The organism is Caballeronia choica, from assembly GCF_001544535.1.
GTDB lineage: Bacteria > Pseudomonadota > Gammaproteobacteria > Burkholderiales > Burkholderiaceae > Caballeronia > Caballeronia choica.
This window is the reverse complement of record NZ_FCON02000026.1, coordinates 47,222-65,903: the sequence shown is the minus strand read 5'-3', so window position 1 is coordinate 65,903 and position 18,682 is coordinate 47,222. Positions and strand designations below refer to the sequence as shown.

Below are 18,682 nucleotides of genomic sequence, written 5' to 3'. Positions count from 1 at the left end.
CCATGCAAGCCGCCTGTGCCAACGACTGGCTCGACGCGAACCAACGCGCGCTGCTCGCCGCGTTCGCCGCATTGCACGCGCGGCTCGCCGACGAGCGGGCGGCGCACACGCCCCTCGAAGACGCGCTCGCCGATGCGAACTCCGCGACGGCGATCGGCCGCCTCGCCGAGGCATTCGCGCTGACACCGTTCGAGCGCGAGCTGATCCTGCTGTGCGCGGGCACCGAAATGGATGCGGCGCTCGCAGAGGCGTGCGGCGCGGCGCTCGGCGTTGCGCGCGCGGCCAATCCGACCTTCGGGCTCGCGCTGGCGGTGCTCGACGCGCCGCACTGGAGCGCGCTGACGCCCTCGGCGACCTTGCGGCGCTGGCGTCTCGTCGACGTGGAGCCGGGCCCCATGCTGGCGACGAGCCCGCTTCACATCGACGAGCGCATCCTGCATTTCGTCGCCGGCCTGAACGAGCTCGACCGGCGGCTCGAGCCGCTTTTGCGTCGTTGCACGGCGGTGCAGGGAAGCATCCAGTCCCACGCCGGGGAGGCCGAGGCGATCGTGCGCGAGCTGCTGGCTGCGGATCGTCCCGCGCCGCTGATCCAGTTCGCGGGAGACGACACGGACGGCAAGGAAGAGCTGGCCGCGCGCGTCGCGAACGAGCTCGGCCTGCATCTGTACGTGCTCGATGTCAGCGCCGGCGTGATGCCTCCGGACCTCGATCTGTTCCAGACACTGTGGCTGCGCGAGGCCGCGCTGCTGCCGGCCGCGCTGCTGGTCCAATGCGGCGACGGCACGCTGCCGCTGCCCTTGCGGCGCTGTCTGGAAGGCTTGCAGGGGCTGCTGCTGCTCGGCGTGCGCGATGCCGTCGGGTTGCGCTGCGCGAGCCGCGTCTTCGACGTGCACAAGCCCGCGCCGAAGGAGCAGCTGCGCCTGTGGAAGGAGGCGCTCGGGCCGGTGGCGCCGAAGCTCAACGGCGCGCTGGACCGCCTCGCCTTGCAGTTCCGCCTGAGCGCCGACAGCATCCGCCGCGCCGGCCGGGAGATCACGGCCCGCGCTGCCGGCGCGGACGAGCTCGAAGCTGTCGCGTGGCAGGCGTGCCGTGTGCTCGGCCGCCGCCGTCTCGACGATCTGGCCCAGCGCATCGAGGCCACGGCTTCGTGGGACGACCTCGTGGTGCCCGCGACCGAGGCCGGGACGTTGCGGCAGATCGTTGCCCAGGCGCGCCAGCGCATGAAGGTGTACGACAGCTGGGGCTTCGCCGCGGCGAGCTCGCGGGGCCTCGGCATCAGCGCGCTCTTCGTCGGCGAGAGCGGCACCGGCAAGACGCTCGCGGCGGAGGTGCTGGCGCGCGAGCTCGCGCTCGACCTTTACCGCATCGATCTCGCCTCGGTGGTCAGCAAGTACATCGGCGAGACCGAGAAGAACCTCAGGCAGGTCTTCGATGCCGCGGAGGACACCGGCTCGGTACTGCTCTTCGACGAGGCCGACGCGCTATTCGGCAAGCGCAGCGAAGTGAAGGACAGCCACGACCGCTACGCCAACATCGAAGTCGGCTATGTGTTGCAGCGGATCGAGGCCTATCGCGGCGTGGCCATCCTCACCACCAACCTGCGCACTTCGCTCGACCGCTCGTTCCAGCGCCGGCTGCGCTTCGTGGTCGAGTTTCCGTTTCCCGATGCGGCGCTGCGCGAAGCGATCTGGCAGCGCGCCTTTCCGAAGGCGGCGCCGGTCGAGGGCGTCGATCCGCGCAAGCTGGCGCAGGCGCATCTGGCGGGCGGCAACATCCGCAATATCGCGCTCAACGCCGCCTTTCTCGCCGCCGAGCAGGGCGGTCCGGTCACCATGCGGCATCTGCTCGCGGCGAGCCACAGCGAGGCGCGCAAGATCGAGCGCGCGCTCTCGGACCAGGAAACACGGGGGTGGCTATGAGCGCACCGGTCCGGCGCATCCACCTTTCGATCGACACGCTGGTGCTGCGCGGCGTGCGGCCGGAAGACCGCCAATCGCTCGCGCGCGGTCTCAGCGAAGAGCTGACGCGCCTGCTCGGCCAGCCCGGCGTCGCGTCCCGGCTGGTCCGCGACGGCAGCCAGCCTGTGCTGCGTCTGCCGCGCCTGCGTTTCTCGTCCGCACCGGCCGCGCGTACGCTCGGCGTGCAGGTTGGACGCGCGATCGGGCGAGGGCTTGCACGATGAACCGGTCGCGCTTCACTCACCCGTTCACACCGGCCGGGATGCCCGGCGCCGCGAAGTCGTGCGAGTGCGGCGCCTGCGCGGATTGCCGTGAGGCGGGGCCGGCGAGTCCGGCTGCGCGCCGCGGCGCGCTCGACTCGGCGAGCCCGCCGGCGATGGTCCGCGAGGCGCGGCAGGCGCCGGGACGCGCGCTCGATGCGCCGACGCGCCGCGCGATGGAGCTGCGCTTCGGCCACGACTTCGGCAAGGTCCGCATTCACGCCGATGTCGATGCCGCGCAGGCGGCGCAAGCGATGGCCGCGCATGCCTACACCATCGGCGACGACATCTTCTTCGCGCCCAACGCTTTCGATCCGCAGTCGCGTGCCGGGCTCGATCTGCTGGCGCACGAGCTGGCGCACGTGGTGCAGCAGGAAGGCGCTGGCAGCCGTGGCGGGGACGAACGCGTCGCGACGGCGGCATCGCACCACGAAAAGGCGGCCGACGAGAGCGCGCGCGAGGTGGCGGCGGGCCGTCACGTGCCGCCTCTCGACAAGACGACGCCCTCGGTGCAGCGCCGGCTCGTGGTGGATGCCGGTTCGAGCCTGACGATCGCCGGCGGCAGGCCGCTCACGAATCTCGTCGCTGCCGATCCGGCCGCGAGCCTGTCGGCCTTCGAACGGCTCGACATGATGGACCGCGTGATCGCCGCGCTGTGCCCGTCGTTTGCGGTCGACAAGGGCGCCGCCGCCGGACCGGCGGGAAGCGGCGAGGTCGCCGCGAAGGGCGCTCAGAGTCTCGCGCCCGACCCGCTCGCCGCCGGCACCCATGCCACCGGATGCTGTTGCCTGAACATCCTGGTCAATGCAACGGACACCTGGACGATCCACATCAGCCAGCTGGTCTCGTCCTTCACGCGTCCAGCCGGCAGCGGCGGCGATATCGTGCTGCCGAGCGAGCACGCGCCGCTCGACTGGGGCAGCTACACGGCGCGTGGCGTGCCGGCCTTCCAGGGCCTCGTGCCCACCGCCGGCCATGAGCTGTGCGGCCATGCGGCCCTCATGCAGATCGGCGCGCATCCGTCGGCTGCGAACCGGCTGTCGAGCGACGTGCACGATCCCACGGTCCGGATCGAAAACGCCATTTCGAGCGAACAGGGCGTGGCCGCCAGCCAGTTGCGCGGTCTGGCCGGCTCCGGCCCGCACCGCGGCGAGTCGGTCGACCGGCTGACCGTGACGGGATTCGGTGGCGGCCTGTCCGACGCCGCGCTCCTGCCCGCCGACGAGCAGGCCAGGCTGCGCTTCGCGGCCAACTACAGCCGTCAGAACGGCACCTTCATCGACGTCATCGGCCACAGCGACCGCAACGAGGCCGCAGCCGCGAATACGAGCCCCGACGTCAGCGACAAGCGCGCGTTCTCGGTCAGGCAAGTGCTGCGGACCGACGGCGCGCCGGACCTGCTGAAACCGCTCGGGATGACCACGGAGGTCGACCGGTTCACGCGCGTGGCCGGCGTGCAGGACTCCGATCCCGCCAGCCCGGGCGCTCTGCCCGGCTCACCGGCAGAGCGGCGCGTCGAGGTGCTGATGCCCGTGTTCGCCGCTGGCGCGCAGGTGCCGCCCAAGGGAACATCGACTCAGGTGGACAAGGTCCCCGAGGGGCCCAAGGCGCAGACCGCGCGATCGAGTCCCGACGCCTGCGAGCGCAAGCTCGTCGGGGCCGCCTATCCCGCGGCTCCGAATTCCACCAAGGCGACCAAGGCGAGCAAACCATGAGCGCGTTCCCCAACTCCCCGAAGCTGCTCAAGGCGGGCATCGTCGTGGCCGATGTCGCCACCTCGACCATCCAGCGGGTGATCTCGCTGCAATACAACCCCGATACGCTGACCCGCAGCCTGGCGCCGCAGGCGCTCGCGAGCGACGAGAAGGACCGCTCGGAGGCTCTGCGCCTGAAGGGCCCGGCGGTCGAGACCATCAAGCTCGAAGCCGAGATCGACGCCACCGACCAGCTCGCGGACCCGGACAACAATCCGGACGCCGTGCAGTTCGGCATCCATCCCCAGCTCGCCGCGCTGGAGGTCCTCGCGCATCCGAGCTCGACGGACCTGCTCGCCAACAGCGCGCTGGAAGCGCAGGGCATGCTCGAGATCATTCCGATGGAATCGCCGCTCCTGCTGTTCGTGTGGAGCAGGAACCGCATCACGCCGGTGCGTCTCACCGATTTCTCGATCACCGAGGAAGCCTTCGATCCCGATCTCAACCCGATCCGCGCCAAGATCTCGCTCGGCCTGCGCGTGCTCTCGGTCGACGACCTCGGCTACCAGCACCCCGGCGGGATCCTGTTCATGAACTATCTGGCGCAGAAGGAGCAACTGGCCGCGCGCAGCGTCTCGGCGGCGCTGTCGGTGCTCGGCCTGAATGCCAATCCCCTCGGAGGTCGTTCATGAAGAACCCGTTGCAGCAGATGCTCGAAGCGGGCGTCATTCCGACGGCCGCGTTCCCTGCGAACAGCCGCTACGCCGCCACCGCGACGCAGACCTACACCTTCGCCGACGGACGCACGGCGGCCTATCTGGCGCGCCGCTTCGTGCCCGACCCGTCGCTCTTCTCGGTGATCGGGCAGGTGCGGGTCAAGCAGAACGACCGCCTCGACCTGATCGCCTCGACCTATCTGGGCGACCCGATCCTCTTCTGGCGCATCGCCGACGCCAACGCAGCGGTACGCCCGGCCGACCTGCTGACCGAGGGCAGTGCCCTGCGCATCACCTTGCCGCAATCGGTGCCGGGAGGAACAGGTGCTTAGCAGCGTCAACCTGTCGTTGATGATCGGACCGCTCGTGCCGGTCCCCGTGCCGCGCGAGGTGCTCGATGCGCTCGTGAGCATCGAGGTCACGAACCGCGATCTCGGCGCGAGCACCTTCCAGATCTCGTTCGCGATCTCCAACCGCTCGCCGCTGGAGACGCTATTCCTGCTGTCGGGCGGCAATCCGATCCTCTTCCTGCGCGTGATCGTGACGGTGGTGGTCAAGGGGAACTCGCAGGTTCTGATGGACGGCGTCATCACCAATCACCAGATCGTGCCGGGTTCGAGCCGCACTCACGCTACGCTCGTGCTCACGGGCGAGGACCTGACGGCGCTGATGAACCAGATCAACTTCAGCGGCTTTCCTTTTCCGGCCACGCCCGCCGAAGGGCGGGTGGCGCTGCTCCTCGCAAAGTGGTCGTTCCTCGGCATCGTGCCGCTCATCATTCCGAGCATCATGATCAGCGAAGTGCTGCCGACCGAGGCGATCGCCGCGCAGCAGGGCACCGACCTGAACTACATCCAGGCACTGGCCGACCAGGTCGGCTATGTGTTCTACCTGAACCCGGGGCCGGTGCCGGGAACGAGCGTTGCCTACTGGGGGCCGCTCATCAAGGCGGGCGTGCCGCAGCCGTCGCTGAACATCGACATGGACGCGGCCTCGAACGTCGAATCGCTGAGCTTCAACTTCGACAGCCAGAAGTGCCGGATACCGACGGTCTTTATCTACAACGAAGAGACCGCGGTCACGATCCCGATTCCCATTCCGCCGATCACGCCGCTCAATCCGCCGCTCGGCGCGATCCCGCCGATCCCGACCAGCCTCACCGATTTGCAGCCCGTGTCGGACGACCTTTCGAAGCGCCCGGTGCCCGAAGCCATCATGATCGGGCTCGCCAAGGCCGCGCAGTGGGCCGACGCGGTGACTGGCGAGGGCACGCTCGACGTGGCGCGCTACGGCCGCATCCTGAGCCCGCGCGGTCTGGTCGGCGTGCGCGGCGCGGGCATGGCCTTCGACGGGCTGCACTACGTGAAGAGCGTCACGCACAAGATCAAGCCCGGCGAATACAAGCAGAGCTTCTCGCTGACCAGGAACGGCCTGGTCTCGACCGTCCCGAGGGTATTGCCATGAATGCTCCCGAAACCGCCGTCCAGGGCCCGGGCACCGGACCCGCCGCGCCGAACCGGTACTACGGCAAGTACCGCGCGACGGTGCTCGAAAACATCGATCCCGAGCAGCGCGGACGGCTGATGGCGCAGGTGCCCGACGTGCTGGGCGAACTGCCATCGAGCTGGGCGATGCCCTGCGTGCCGGCGGCCGGCATCCAGTCGGGCGTGTTCATCGTGCCGCCGATCGGCTCCTCGATCTGGATGGAGTTCGAGCAGGGCAATCCCGATTACCCGATCTGGACCGGCGGCTTCTGGGGGTTCGTCGCCGACGTGCCGCCTCTCGCCGTCGCGCCGCCGCCGATTCCGCCCGGCCAAAACATCGTGATGCAGACGACCGGCCAGAACACGCTGATCCTTTCCGATTCGGCGCCGACGCCGGCCACCGGCGGGATCATCCTGAAGACGCTGTCGGGCGCGATGCTGGTCATCAACGAGACCGGCATCTACATCCAGAACGGGCAGGGCGCCTCGATTACGCTGGTCGGCCCCACCGTGGACATCAACCTCGGCGCCCTGACGGTGGTTTAGCCATGCCCGGGCCGATCCTCCACTCCGGCGCCGTCGTGCTGTGCGCGCATGGCGGACAGGCGATGCCGACCGCGCCGAGCCCGCGCGTCACGGTGAGCGGCATGCCTGTGGCCACCATCGCGGCGCCGTACTCCGTCGCCGGCTGCGCCTTCGCCCCGCCCGCGGGCAACGGCCCGTGCGTGACCGGTCAGTGGCTCGTGGGCGCGGTGCGAGTCACTTCGCTCGGGCAACCCCTCGCGATCCTGTCCGGCGTATCGGTGTGCGTGCCCACCGGGACGCCGCTCGTGCCGGTCTCCGCGCAGGCGCGCGCGATCGCCACCTGATCACCCAATGAGCCGACCTGAGGAAGGACCGCCATGAACCTCGGATTCCCGTACCAGTTCGACGGCTGCGGCCGGACCGCGCAGGCGGTGGACGCCGACTACATCAGGGGACTGATCGAACTCGTGCTGTTCACCTCGCCGGGCGAGCGGGTCAACCGTCCGGATTTTGGCTGCGGGCTCTTGCAGCAGGTCTTCGCGCCGAACAGCGACTCGGCGGCGGCCGCGCTGCAATTCCTGGTGCAGGGCGCGCTGCAGAAATGGCTCGGTGACCTGATCGTGGTCGAAGGCGTCGCCGTCGACGCGCTCGAGGCGACGCTCGCGGTGAGCGTGCAGTACGTCGTGCGTGACACCCAGGCGCGCGAAGTCCAGACCTTCACCACCGGAGCGTCGGCATGAGCTACGACTGCTGCGACACGCTGCGGCGCGATCTCGTCGCCACCTTCAACGAGAAGGGCGGTGCGCCGCCGATCAACGGCATCGACTATCTGGAGGTGCTCGATCACGACGCGCCCGCCGGCAGTCCGCCGCAAAAGACGCTGCTGGTGCATCTGCTGCTGAACGCGCCGCCGCTCACCCGCGACAACATCCTGATAACCGGCGGCGCGCGCATCCGCGACATTCCCGTGAGCTGGGTCGCGCCGGCGAGCAATCCCCCGGCGAGCGTGGTGGACCCGGAGCGCAGCTACTTCATCGGACTCCCCGACGCGGCGCACATCCTGCTCGTGCGCACCGGCAGCAACGGCGACCACTCGGTCTACACGCTCACGCTGGTCGGTTCGGTGCAAGGCGGCGATGATGCGCCGCCCGCCGGATTCGATCCGCGGCTTTGCACGGTCGATTTCAGCTTCAAGGTCGAATGCCCGTCGTCTTTCGACTGCCAGCCGAGCGTCGTCTGTCAGGCACCGGTCGAGACGGCGCCGCAGATCAACTACCTCGCCAAGGACTATCCGAGCTTTCGCACGTTGATCCTCGATCGGATCGCACAGGTCTCGCCCCAATGGACGGCGACCAACGCAGCCGACGCGGGCATCACGCTCGCCGAGCTGCTGGCCTACGTCGGCGATTACCTCAGCTATGAGCAGGACGCGATCGCCACCGAGGCCTACCTCGATACCGCGAGAAAGCGTGTGTCGCTGCGCCGCCATGCGATGCTCGTCGACTATCGCCTCAGCGACGGTTGCAACGCGCGCACCTGGGTCCAGGTGCAGGTCAACGGCGATGGCGTGCCGCTCGCGCGCGCCGGCACCCGCTTCTACACGCGCGTGCCCGGCCTGCCGCCCGTCCTCACGGCGGGTTCGCACGAACTGCAACTGGCCGACGAGAGCGGCGCGCAGGTATTCGAGCCGATGACCGACGCGACGCTCTACACGGCCCACAACGCGATCGATTTCTACTGCTGGAGCGACGCACGCTGCTGCCGGCCGGCCGGCACGGTGTCGGCGACGCTCGCCGGGCATCTGCCGAATCTGCAAGCGGGCGACATCCTGCTGTTCCAGGAAGTGCTGGGCCCGGACACGGGCGAGCGCGCCGACGCGGACCCCGCCCATCGGTGCGCCGTGCGTCTCTCGGCGGTGAACGCCGCGGACGGCAGCGGCAATCCGCTCGTCGATCCGCTGCCGAACGGCGATGGCAGCTTCAATCAGATCACCGAGATCCAGTGGCAGGCGGAGGATGCGCTGCCGTTTCCGCTTTGCCTGTCGTCGGTGACCGACGCCGCGCACGGCGCGGTGCCGCTCGCCAATGTCAGTATCGCGCTCGGCAACATCGTGCTGGCCGATCATGGCCGCAGCATCGAGGGCGAGGACCTCGGGATCGTGCCCGAGCCCACGCTCGCCCTTGCGCAAGGCGGCGGCGACCGCTGCGCGCCGGTGACGCCGGCGATGCTGCCGCCGCGCTTCTCGCCCGTGCTCGCGAATGCGCCGCTCACCCAGGCCGCGCCGCTCGCAGTCGATGTCGATGCGCTCACGAAAGTCTGGCGACTCCACGCGGGGCTGCCGGCCAGCGCGGCGATGACCTGGAGCGCGCACGACGCCCGCCCCGCGATCGCGCTAGACGAGTCGCTCGGCACCGAGCACATCGCCTGGGAACCGGAGCCCGACCTGCTGGAAAGCAGCGCGCAGGCCACCGACTTCGTCGTCGAGACCGAATACGACGGCAGCGCGACCTTGCGCTTCGGCGACGACACCAACGGCCGCCGTCCGCCCTCCGGCGCCCGGTTCACCGCCGGCTACCGGGTCGGCAACGGCAGCATGGGCAACGTGGGCGCCGCGACGCTTTTCCATGTGCTGGCATCCGATGCGCGGATCACCGGCGTCGTCAATCCGCTGCCCGCGAGCGGGGGAGAGGACCCGGAGAGCGCGGACCAGATCAGGCGCCGCGCCCCCGAGGCGTACCGGACGCAGGAGCGCTGCGTGACGGCGGCGGACTACGAGGCCCGCGCGGGCATGTATCCCGGTGTCCAGCGCGCCGCCGCGACGTTCCGCTGGACCGGCTCGTGGTACACGGTGTTCATCACGATCGATCCGGTCGGCGGCGGCGCGCCGTCGCCGTCGCTCCTGTCCGGCCTTGGCGCCTATCTCGAGTCTTACCGCATGGCGGGCTACGACCTGCAGCTCGAAGCGCCGGTCTATGTCTCTCTCGAACTCGGTCTTCTGGTCTGCGTCGAGCCCGACTATTTCCGCAGCGACGTCGAAGCGGCGCTGATGGATGCGCTCGGCGCGCGGCCGCTCCCCGACGGCCGTCGCGGCCTCTTCGATCCCGACAACTTCAGCTTCGGACAAACGGTCTACCTGAGCCCGATCTACGCGGCGGCGCGCAGCGTGCCCGGCGTGGCCTCGGTGCGGGTCACGACCTTCCAGCGCCAGGGAATCGACGACGGCCAGTATCTGGCGCGCGGCGAGATGACACTCGGCCGTCTGGAGATCGCGCGCCTCGACAATGATCCGAACTTCCCCGAGAACGGCGTTCTCACGCTCGAAATGTGCGGAGGCAAATGATGGGATGCCTGGGAACCGCCCAATGCACTTGCGGCTGCTGCGCGGGCATCGCGCAGGAGACGCCCGAACCGGTGGTCAATCGCGCGGGCCTGTCGGAGATCGCTTACCGCGTCGGCGACCATGGGCGCTTTCTCGCGAGCATGCAGGCACGGCTGTCGAGCTCGGACTATCCGGCGCTCGCACGGCTCAGCTCGCGACAGAGCGACGACTTCAGCATGGCGCTGCTCGACTCGGCCGCTGTGATGTTCGATGTGTTGACGTTCTATCAGGAGCGGCTCGCCAACGAGAGTTATCTGCGCACCGCGCAGCAGCGCCGCTCGGTGCTGGAGCTCGGCGCGCTGGTCGGCTATCGGCTCAATCCCGGTGTCGCGGCGCAGGCCCGGCTTGCGTTTTCGCTCAAGCCGCAGGCAGCGGCCATCGTGATTCCGTCCGGCACGCAGGTGCAAAGCGTGCCGGGGCCCGGCCAGAAGGCGCAGACCTTCGAGACCATCGCGGACCTGGCCGCGCGGCCCGAGTGGTCGGCACTGGCCGCGCAAACCAGCCAGGGCTGGCAGCCCGCGCGCGGCGACACCAGCCTCTATCTCGCCGGCATCTCGACCCAGGTCAACCCCGGCGACGTGATCCTGATCGTGGGCGCCGAGCGGATCGGCCACCCGAACAACGAGAACTGGGACGCGCGCGTCGTCACCACGGTCGCCGCCGATCCCGTCAACGCTCGCACCTTCATCGCGTGGAACGAAGGACTGGGCGCGCCGAGCGGAACGGTCGGACCGACGCAGCTCGATCCCAAGTGCTTCGTGTTCCGCCAGCGGGCCGCGCTGTTCGGCTACAACGCCGTCGATCCCAACCTGCTCGCGACCACGGACGCCGCCGGAAAGCCCACGCCCATCACGCATCAACTGGTTTCCGACGGTTCGACGCCTCCCGTCTGGACGTGGGCGAACTTCAAGCTGGGCTCGACCATCGACCTCGACAGCGCCTATCCCAAGGTCACGCAGGGAAGCTGGGTCCTGCTCGAAAACGCCGAAACCTTCAGCGCCAGCCGTTCGCTGCAGGGCCGCGTCATGCTGTATTTCGCGCAGGCGGTCGCGCAGGTCGCGCGCAGCAACTTCGGCCTCTCGGCCAAGATCACTTCGGTGGCGCCCGACACCACTGCGTTCTTCTCCGATTTCGTGTTGCCTTCGACGGCCGCGTTCGCGCAGAGCGAACTGCTCGCGGTGGCGCCGCAGCCGCTCTTCGATCCGCTCTACGGCGCATCGCTCGCGTTTCAGACGCGTGTCGATGGCCTCGCGCCGGAGCAGGCGCTGGCGATCCAGGGCCAGCGCCAGAAGATCCGCATCCGCGCAGGCGTCACCGGCGTGCAGCTGGTCACGGACACGGGCGCGGTCCGCACGCTCGCGCCCTACGACATCCTGACCGTCGCGGCGCCGGTCGATTACCTCGACGCGGGCACGCCGGCTGCGCTCGATCCCGCCGGTTTCGGCGCCGCGCTGACGCCCGGCGCGGCGAGCCTTGCGCTCATCGTCGAGGCCGAGGACCGCGACGGAACCCGAGGCGTGCTCACCGACAGCGGGACGTCCGCGCCTTCCGTGTCCTCGGCCTCGCTCGAACGGGTTCCCGCCGACAAGAAGGACCCGATGGTGCAGGAGATCGCGCTGATCGCCACGGGCGCGGCCGCGGTCACGACCGACCGGGACCGGACCACCGTCGCGCTGGCCAGGAACCTCGGCTATTGCTACGACCGCGCCACGGTGACGGTGAATGCCAATGTCGCCATGGCCACGCAAGGCGCTTCGACCACCGCGATCCTCGGCTCGGGTTCGGCGTCCACGCCCAACCAGCGCTTCACGCTCGCGTCCTCGCCGCTCACCTACCTCAGCGCGAGCACGCCGTCCGGCGCGGTCTCGACCTTGCAGGTGCGGGTCGACGACCTGCTCTGGACGCCGGTCGCGAGCCTCTACGGCGCGGCGCCCACCGCTCGCGCCTACAGCGCGCCCGTGAACGACGACGGATCGACCACCGTGGTGTTCGGCGATGGCGTCGAAGGGGCGCGGCTGCCGAGCGGGCAGAACAACGTGCGCGCGTCGTTCCGGGTGGGCCTCGGCGTCGCGGGCAACGTCGCGGCCGGCGCGATCTCGAACCTGATCGACCGCCCGCTCGGCGTGACCGGCGTCACCAATCCCGAGGCGGCGAGCGGCGGCCAGGACCCGCAGTCGATCGCCGATGCGCGCCAGAACGTGCCGCTCACCGCTTTGACTCTCGATCGGGCGGTCTCCTTGCTGGACTACCGGAACTACGCGGCCTCGTTCGCCGGGGTCGCCAAGGCGCTCGCAAGCTGGACGCCGAATGGCCCGGGCAAGGGCATCGCCATCACCATCGCCGGCGTGAACGGCGCGACGGTCGATCCGGACAGCGATACGTATGGACATCTGCTCCAGTCGCTGCGCACCTATGGCGATCCGTTCGTGCCGATCACGCTCAGCTCGTACGCGCCGGCCACCTTCACGATGCGGATCGCCCTGAAGATCGCCGCCGACGCCGATGCGGCGGCCGTGCAGGCCGCGGTCGAAGCGGCGCTGCGCAGCCGCTATTCGTTCGCGAACCGGAGCTTCGGCCAGCCGGTGTCGATCGACGAGATCGATGCGCTGGTGCAGCCGATCCCCGGCGTGGTCGCGCTCGAAGTGCGGCAGCTTCGCCGCCTGGGTGCGGCGACCGGCTGGCTGCCGCGGTTGCAGTTCGGGCGGCCGTTCCAGATCACCGCGGACGCCGACGAAATCCTGACCCTCGACCCCGCGCCTCTCGCGTTCGGAGCGCTGCCATGACACTGCCCGTCGATCAAGTCTTCGAGCTGCTCCCGGCCTGGTTCCGCTCGCGCGACAGCGGACTCGTCGCGGGCGTCGCGCTGCTCACGGCGGCGGAGCAGGCCGAGCTCACGGCACTGCTCGCCGTCGTCAATCCCGATCTGATGCAGCAGGCGCGCCTCGACTACCTCGTCGCCAAGCGCGATCGCGGGCCGCTCGCGTCGCTGCTCGCGGTCATCGGCGAGCAGGTGCTGGTGATCGAGGAGAACCTCAGGCAGCGCTACGACGACCAGTTCATCGAAACCTGCGCGAACTGGGTGATCCCATACATCGGCGACGTGATCGGCTACCAGGGCGTGCATGCGGTCGCGCCGGACGTGTCGAGCACGCGGGCCGAAGTCGGGCACACGATCTCGTTTCGCCGGCGCAAGGGGACCGCCGCCATGCTCGAAGAGCTCGCGCGCGACGTCACCGGCTGGGGCGCCTGCGCGGTCGAGTTCTTCCAGCGCCTGGGCGACACCCAGCACCTGAATCACTTGCGCCCGCAGTGCCTCTACGCGCCGGACATGCGCCAATGGGAGCCGCTCTACTACATCGGCGGCGCGTTCGACACGCTTTCGCACACGGTGGACGTGCGCCGCATCGCGAGCGGGCGCGGACGCTTCAACATCCCGAACATCGGCATTTTCCTCTGGCGGCTGAACCCGTTCGCGGCCACCGCGGTCGTGCCGCGTGCCGATCCGGCGGCGCCGTGGCGCTTCTGGATGAGTCCGCTCGGCAACGACATGCCGCTGTTCAACAATCCGCAGACCGAGGAGCCGGTCACGCATCTGGCGCGGCCGATCGACGTGCCCGATCCGATCGGCCTGCGCGTCATGGACGCCCATCTGCCCGACTACTACGGCCAGAGCGTGCAGGTGCTGGTCAACGGAGCCGCCGTCGATCCGGCCGAGGTGCGGGTCTGCAACCTGAAGGACGATGCGCCCGCCTGGCTCAGCCAGCCCGGCGACGGGAAGATCGTGATCGATCCGCGCTCGGGCCGGCTCGTGCTGCCGACCAGCATCGCGCCGGGGGCGGGCGACGCGGTCACGGTCAGCTTCCATCGCGGCTTCAGCGCGGCCATGGGCGGCGGCGAATATGCCCGCGCGGCGAGCTTCGCGGTGGCGCCGAACGCGGGCGGTCCGGTGCAGCGCGTGCCGGCCGACCAGCCGACGATCCAGGGCGCGTTGAACGCGCTGGGCGGCGCGGGCGTCGTCGAGATCGCGGACAACGGCACCTATGCGGAGGCGCTGTCCATCGACGCCTCGGTCGCCAACGCGACGCTCGAACTGCGCGCCGCCGACGGCTTCATGCCGACACTGCTGCTGCAAGCCGGACTCGACGTGCGCGGCGCGGCTCACACGACGGTCGCGCTCAACGGCCTGCAGATCGCGCAAGCCCCGATCCGGGTGCCGGCCGCGCCCGACGCGAGCGGTCGGCCGAACCAGCTGAGCGCGCTCAGGATCACGCACTGCACGCTGGTGCCCGGCGGCGCGATCGACCGCAACAACCAGCCGACCGATCCTGCGGCGGCTTCGCTGGTGGTCGAGCTGCCGGACACGGCGCTGACCCTCGCGCAATCGATCTCGGGCGCCATCCGCTCGGACCCGTCCACGAGCACCACGGCGAGCGACAGCATCATCGATGCGACCGTGTTCACCAGCGTGGCCTATGCGGGCCTCGATGCGGCTTCCGCCGGCGGCACTCTGAGCCTGGACGCGGTGACCGTCATCGGGAAGATCAATGCGAAGGTCATGAAGCGGATATCGAACTCGGTGCTGCTCGCCGCGCTGTCCCCCGCCGACACCTGGACGGCACCCGTGCTCGCCGAGCGCCGCCAGCTCGGCTGCGTGCGCTTCACCTACCTGCCCGTCACGTCGCGCGTGCCGTCGCGCTATCGCTGCCAGCCGCCGCTGCCCGGCGAGAATGTCGCGGCGCATTGCGTCGTGGCGAACGAAGGGCTCCCGGTCTGTCTCGGTCCGCGCTTCACCAGCCTGCGCTTCGGCACGCCCGGCTATGCCCAGATGGAGCCCGTCACCGCCGATGCGATCCGCCGCGGCGCGAGCGACGAAGGCGAGATGGGCGCCTTCCATCAGCTTTATCAGCCGCAGCGCGAGGCCAACCTGCGCGTGCGACTCGTCGAGTACCTGCGTGTGGGGCTCGCGGCCGGAATCTTCTATGAGACATGAGGCGATCGCCCGGCCCGACGATGTGCGGCGCGCCGCCTGTGAGCGTTGAGAGGAACTGTCATGAGCTTCGATGCTAGCCGCTTCACCTTCGACCCCTGGAACGACTACGCCGGCGTCGTCATGCAGCAGGGACGCGTGCAACTCGACGAGGACTGGAACGAATGGGTCGCGGAGGTCATGCGCCGCATCCGGACCGGGACCGCCGACATGCTCGGCACCGCGGCCGTGCCGCGCGCCACGACGCCCAACGGGTTCGACATCACGCCGTCGGCGAGTGCGTCGGGCGCCTTCACGCTGACGATCGGGCGCGGGCGCATGTACGTGGACGGCCTGCTCGCCGAGAACCATGGCCTGCCGGCGCCGAGTCCGCTGAAATGGACCGACGGCAGCCAGAGCGCGCCGACGGCGCCCGCGCGGCTGTGGGACCCGGTGCTCGACGAGCTCACCGGCACCACCGACGTGCCGTACGACCAGCAGCCGTACTACTTCGCACCGATGCAGGCCGCGCTGCCGACGACACCCGGGCCCCACATCGTGTACGTCGATGTCTGGCAGCGCGAGCTGACCCATCTGCAGGCGCCCGATCTCGTCGAGAAGGCGGTCAACGTCGATACCACCGAACGCCTGCAGACCGTCTGGCAGGTCAAGGTGCTGGCGGACACCGGCGCGGGCACGGCCTGCGGCGCGGACCTTGGCGCTCTCCTGAACGCGGCCGGGATTCACCCGTCGGCTGCGCGCCTGACGAACGACGCGATCGACGTGCCGCTGCCGACCGACCCTTGCCAGATTCCGTCGGCAAGCGGCTTCAAGGGTCTGGAAAACCAGCTCTACCGTGTCGAGATCCATCAGGACGGCGCGCAGGCGGGCGGCGCCAGCTTCAAGTGGTCGCGTGACAACGCCACCGTCGCCACCCTCGTGCTCCAGATCACCGCCACCGATACGCTGGTGGTGCAGAGCGTCGGCCGCGACGATGTGCTGCGCTTCAATCCGCTCGACTGGATCGAGATCACCGACGACTGGCAGGAGCTCAACGGCCGGCCGGGCGAGATCCACCAGATCAAGTCGATCGAGGACGCGACGCGCACCATCACGCTGCAAACCCCGCTCGCCTCGCCCGCCAGCTATCCGGTCGATGCCCAGGGCAACACCGATGCGGCGCGCCACACGCGCATCCGTCGCTGGGACCAGTCCGGCAAGGTCCTGGCCGCCGATGGCGCGACCGTCTACTGGGACCTGGACAGTCCGGCCTCGGCGACGGTGCCGGCCGGGACCATCCCCTTGCCGCCCGCGGGCACCGAGGTGATGCTCGAGAACGGCGTGCTGGTCAGCTTCTCGCTCGACGCCGCGATTCCCGGCGGAACCTATGCGGCCCGGGACTTCTGGTGCTTCGCCGCGCGCACCGCCGACGGCACGGTCGAAAAGCTCGTGGCGGCGCCGCCGCGCGGCATTCACCATCACTACGCGCAACTGGCCGTGGTGACCTTTCCGGACGGCGTCTCGGACTGCCGCACCTTGTGGCCGCCGCTGCCCGGCGGCGGCGCGGGCTGCTGTTGCGACGTCACCATCGGCCCGGCGGACCTCAAGGGCGACGCGAGCCTGCAATCGATCATCAACGGGCTCAAGAGCAAGCGCGGCAGCGCAATTTGCCTCGAGGCGGGGGAGTACCCCCTCACGGGGCCGATCGTGCTGACCGGGGCCCATTCCGGGCTGTCGATCAAGGGTTGCGGCGACGACGTCGTCCTGTCGGTACGCAAGGGCTCGGAAGGGGCGTTTCAGGACGGCGTCATCGTCATCGTGGGCGCGAGCGATGTGCGGCTCTCGAAGCTGCGGATCGAGATTCCCGAAGTACCTTTCGTGTCGCCCAAGAAGACCTTCGCGGGATTGCCGCTCGCGGCCCTGCCGCCTGACGTGAGCTCGGTCATCGGGCAACTGGTCGTTTCGATCGGCGTGCGCGCGATCAACAGCACTGAGCTGACCATCAGGGACTGCCTGTTCGAGTTCGGCAACTTCGGCAAGGACATTCCCAACAAGGCCGGATTCGGTGTCGGCGTGTTCGGCGGCGGCAGCAACGACGGCCTGATTCTCGAGGGCAACACCTTCAGCGGCGCGGGTCCGTTCCTCGCGGGCTACCTGCTGGCGCCCGCCGTGCAATTCAATCCGCCCGGCAAGGAGAAGCCGACGGCGCGTCCGCCGATCCGGCTGCCGGGCGGCATCAACCGGTTTCCGCTGGCCGACCTGGCGGTGGCGACTTCGGCTAACACCGATGCAAAGGGCGCAAAGACCGCGAAAGCCGCCGATCAGGCGTCGCTGGCGGCCGTCACGCGGACCACCGGCGTGCTGCGCGCGATCGACGGGCTGCGCACCCTCGCCATCTTCGCGCCGCAGACCCAGAATCTGGCCGCGGCCGGCGGGCAGGTGCTGGCGCCGAGCCTGATGTCGGCCTCGATCCGGGACAACGATTTCTCGGGGCTGGATACCGCCGCGCTCATCCTGGCGCAAGCCGGCGCCATGGACTTCTCGGCCAATCAGGTCGATGCCGGCGGCGGGCTCTGGATCGTCGATCCGCAGGACCAGCTCGTGTTCGCCTACGACACCACCATGCTGCTAGGCAGCCTCGTGGCCTGTGCCTACCCGCTGCCCATTGAGCAGGGCATCGGCGACATTGCCGTCACCGCCGTGAAGGCGGCGTCGCCGCCGGTGCGCATCTATGCCGGCGCGAAGAGCTTCACCGACAGCGCGGGCGACGTGTGGACGCCCGACGCCAACGCCGCCGGGGTCGCCGTATCGGGAGGCAGTCTGAACCGGCCGGCCAACCCGGCGGCGATCGCCAACGCGCTGCCCGCCGCGTCGGATCAGGCGCTCTACCAGAGCGAGCGCTTCGGCAGCTTCAGCTACACCTTCTCGAATCTGCCCGAGGGCTACTATCAGGTGCGGCTCAAGTTCGCGGAGATCGCCGACAACAAGCCGGGGCAGCGCGTCCTCGATGTCTCGATCAACGACGATCAGGTGCTGACCAACTTCGACGTGTTCGCCGGTGCCGGCGGCGCGAACATTGCCGACGACCAGACCTTCGGCGGCATCGTGCCGTCCTCGGGCAAGATCGTGATCGATTTCAAGGGTGCGGGCAGCCCCGACCCGAACGCGAAGATCGGCGCCGTCGAGGTCGCTTCGCAGCTCTATCAGTTTCCGGATTCGCTCAACGAGATCGGGCAGTTCCTGGTGCAACTGACGACGCTCGGCGCCCAGCCCTTCGCCGGGGCGTCCGGACCGGCGCCGGACGTGCGCGTCGACGCGAATCACATGAGCGGTCTGGACACCGCCGGGCTCCTGATTTTCAGCTCGCCGGACCCTGCCCTGCAGGGCTCGGTGACGATGAACGGCAATGTCGTGCGCCTCGCGGCCGCGCGCGGCCAAGGCACGTTCTCCTTCTTCGTGTCGACGACCTGCCTCCTCGGGACGAAGATCGCCACCGTGACCGGCAACCAGCTGTTGAACGCGAACCTCGAAGGCCTGGGCCTCCTGATAGCGATGGCGGACCAGCAGTTCCCCAAGGCCGCGATCACTGGCAACGTGCTGAACGGGCGCTGCATGCTGCCGGCACGCAATCTGGGCACTGCCGTGCCGCCGCCGATGAACAGCTGGGAGTTCATGAACACACTGTTCTGAGCCGGGCACA

At 69.4% G+C, this 18,682-nt stretch carries 13 protein-coding genes; all 13 read left to right on the top strand.

Going from position 1 to position 18,682, the window contains the following annotated elements; genetic code table 11:
- Nucleotides 1-2: 2 nt before the first annotated feature.
- The 13 genes from AWB68_RS14405 to AWB68_RS14345 are packed head-to-tail and all read left to right on the top strand — an operon-like array spanning nt 3 to nt 18,672.
- Nucleotides 3-1,919 carry an ATP-binding protein gene (locus AWB68_RS14405; protein WP_087645032.1) on the top strand — a complete coding sequence of 639 codons (1,917 nt, stop codon included), beginning with the start codon at nt 3-5 and terminating at the stop codon, nt 1,917-1,919.
- Nucleotides 1,916-2,182 (top strand): hypothetical protein, encoded by a 267-nt coding sequence (locus tag AWB68_RS14400; protein ID WP_087645031.1) that lies wholly within the window; start codon nt 1,916-1,918, stop codon nt 2,180-2,182. The genes AWB68_RS14405 and AWB68_RS14400 overlap by 4 nt, the downstream gene beginning before the upstream one ends.
- Nucleotides 2,179-3,933, top strand: a complete 1,755-nt coding sequence (locus tag AWB68_RS14395) for an eCIS core domain-containing protein (protein WP_087645030.1) — start codon at nt 2,179-2,181, stop codon at nt 3,931-3,933. The genes AWB68_RS14400 and AWB68_RS14395 overlap by 4 nt, the downstream gene beginning before the upstream one ends.
- Nucleotides 3,930-4,604: a hypothetical protein gene (locus tag AWB68_RS14390; RefSeq protein ID WP_087645029.1), complete on the top strand. Its 675-nt coding sequence runs from the start codon at nt 3,930-3,932 to the stop codon at nt 4,602-4,604. The genes AWB68_RS14395 and AWB68_RS14390 overlap by 4 nt, the downstream gene beginning before the upstream one ends.
- The gene (locus tag AWB68_RS14385; RefSeq protein ID WP_087645028.1) at nt 4,601-4,960 is read left to right on the top strand and encodes a LysM peptidoglycan-binding domain-containing protein; all 360 of its coding nucleotides are present in this window, start codon (nt 4,601-4,603) and stop codon (nt 4,958-4,960) included. The genes AWB68_RS14390 and AWB68_RS14385 overlap by 4 nt, the downstream gene beginning before the upstream one ends.
- Nucleotides 4,953-6,092, top strand: coding sequence for a hypothetical protein (locus tag AWB68_RS14380; protein ID WP_200828695.1), 1,140 nt, complete (start codon nt 4,953-4,955; stop codon nt 6,090-6,092). The genes AWB68_RS14385 and AWB68_RS14380 overlap by 8 nt, the downstream gene beginning before the upstream one ends.
- Nucleotides 6,089-6,658 (top strand): phage baseplate assembly protein V, encoded by a 570-nt coding sequence (locus tag AWB68_RS14375; protein WP_087645027.1) that lies wholly within the window; start codon nt 6,089-6,091, stop codon nt 6,656-6,658. Before AWB68_RS14380 ends, AWB68_RS14375 begins: the two co-directional genes overlap by 4 nt.
- 2 nt (nt 6,659-6,660) lie before the next feature.
- On the top strand, nt 6,661-6,981 hold the full coding sequence (locus tag AWB68_RS14370; RefSeq protein ID WP_087645026.1) for a hypothetical protein: 321 nt from the start codon (nt 6,661-6,663) through the stop codon (nt 6,979-6,981).
- 33 nt (nt 6,982-7,014) lie between these two features.
- Nucleotides 7,015-7,377: a GPW/gp25 family protein gene (locus tag AWB68_RS14365; RefSeq protein WP_087645025.1), complete on the top strand. Its 363-nt coding sequence runs from the start codon at nt 7,015-7,017 to the stop codon at nt 7,375-7,377.
- Complete coding sequence (locus tag AWB68_RS14360; protein ID WP_087645024.1) at nt 7,374-9,977, top strand: putative baseplate assembly protein; 2,604 nt, start codon at nt 7,374-7,376, stop codon at nt 9,975-9,977. Before AWB68_RS14365 ends, AWB68_RS14360 begins: the two co-directional genes overlap by 4 nt.
- Entirely contained in the window at nt 9,977-12,799 is a 2,823-nt protein-coding gene (locus AWB68_RS14355; RefSeq protein ID WP_160110014.1) for a putative baseplate assembly protein, read from the top strand. The genes AWB68_RS14360 and AWB68_RS14355 overlap by 1 nt, the downstream gene beginning before the upstream one ends.
- Nucleotides 12,796-15,006 carry a hypothetical protein gene (locus tag AWB68_RS48205; protein WP_087645022.1) on the top strand — a complete coding sequence of 737 codons (2,211 nt, stop codon included), beginning with the start codon at nt 12,796-12,798 and terminating at the stop codon, nt 15,004-15,006. Before AWB68_RS14355 ends, AWB68_RS48205 begins: the two co-directional genes overlap by 4 nt.
- 60 nt (nt 15,007-15,066) lie before the next feature.
- Entirely contained in the window at nt 15,067-18,672 is a 3,606-nt protein-coding gene (locus AWB68_RS14345; protein ID WP_087645021.1) for a DUF6519 domain-containing protein, read from the top strand.
- The last annotated feature ends 10 nt before the right edge of the window (nt 18,673-18,682 follow it).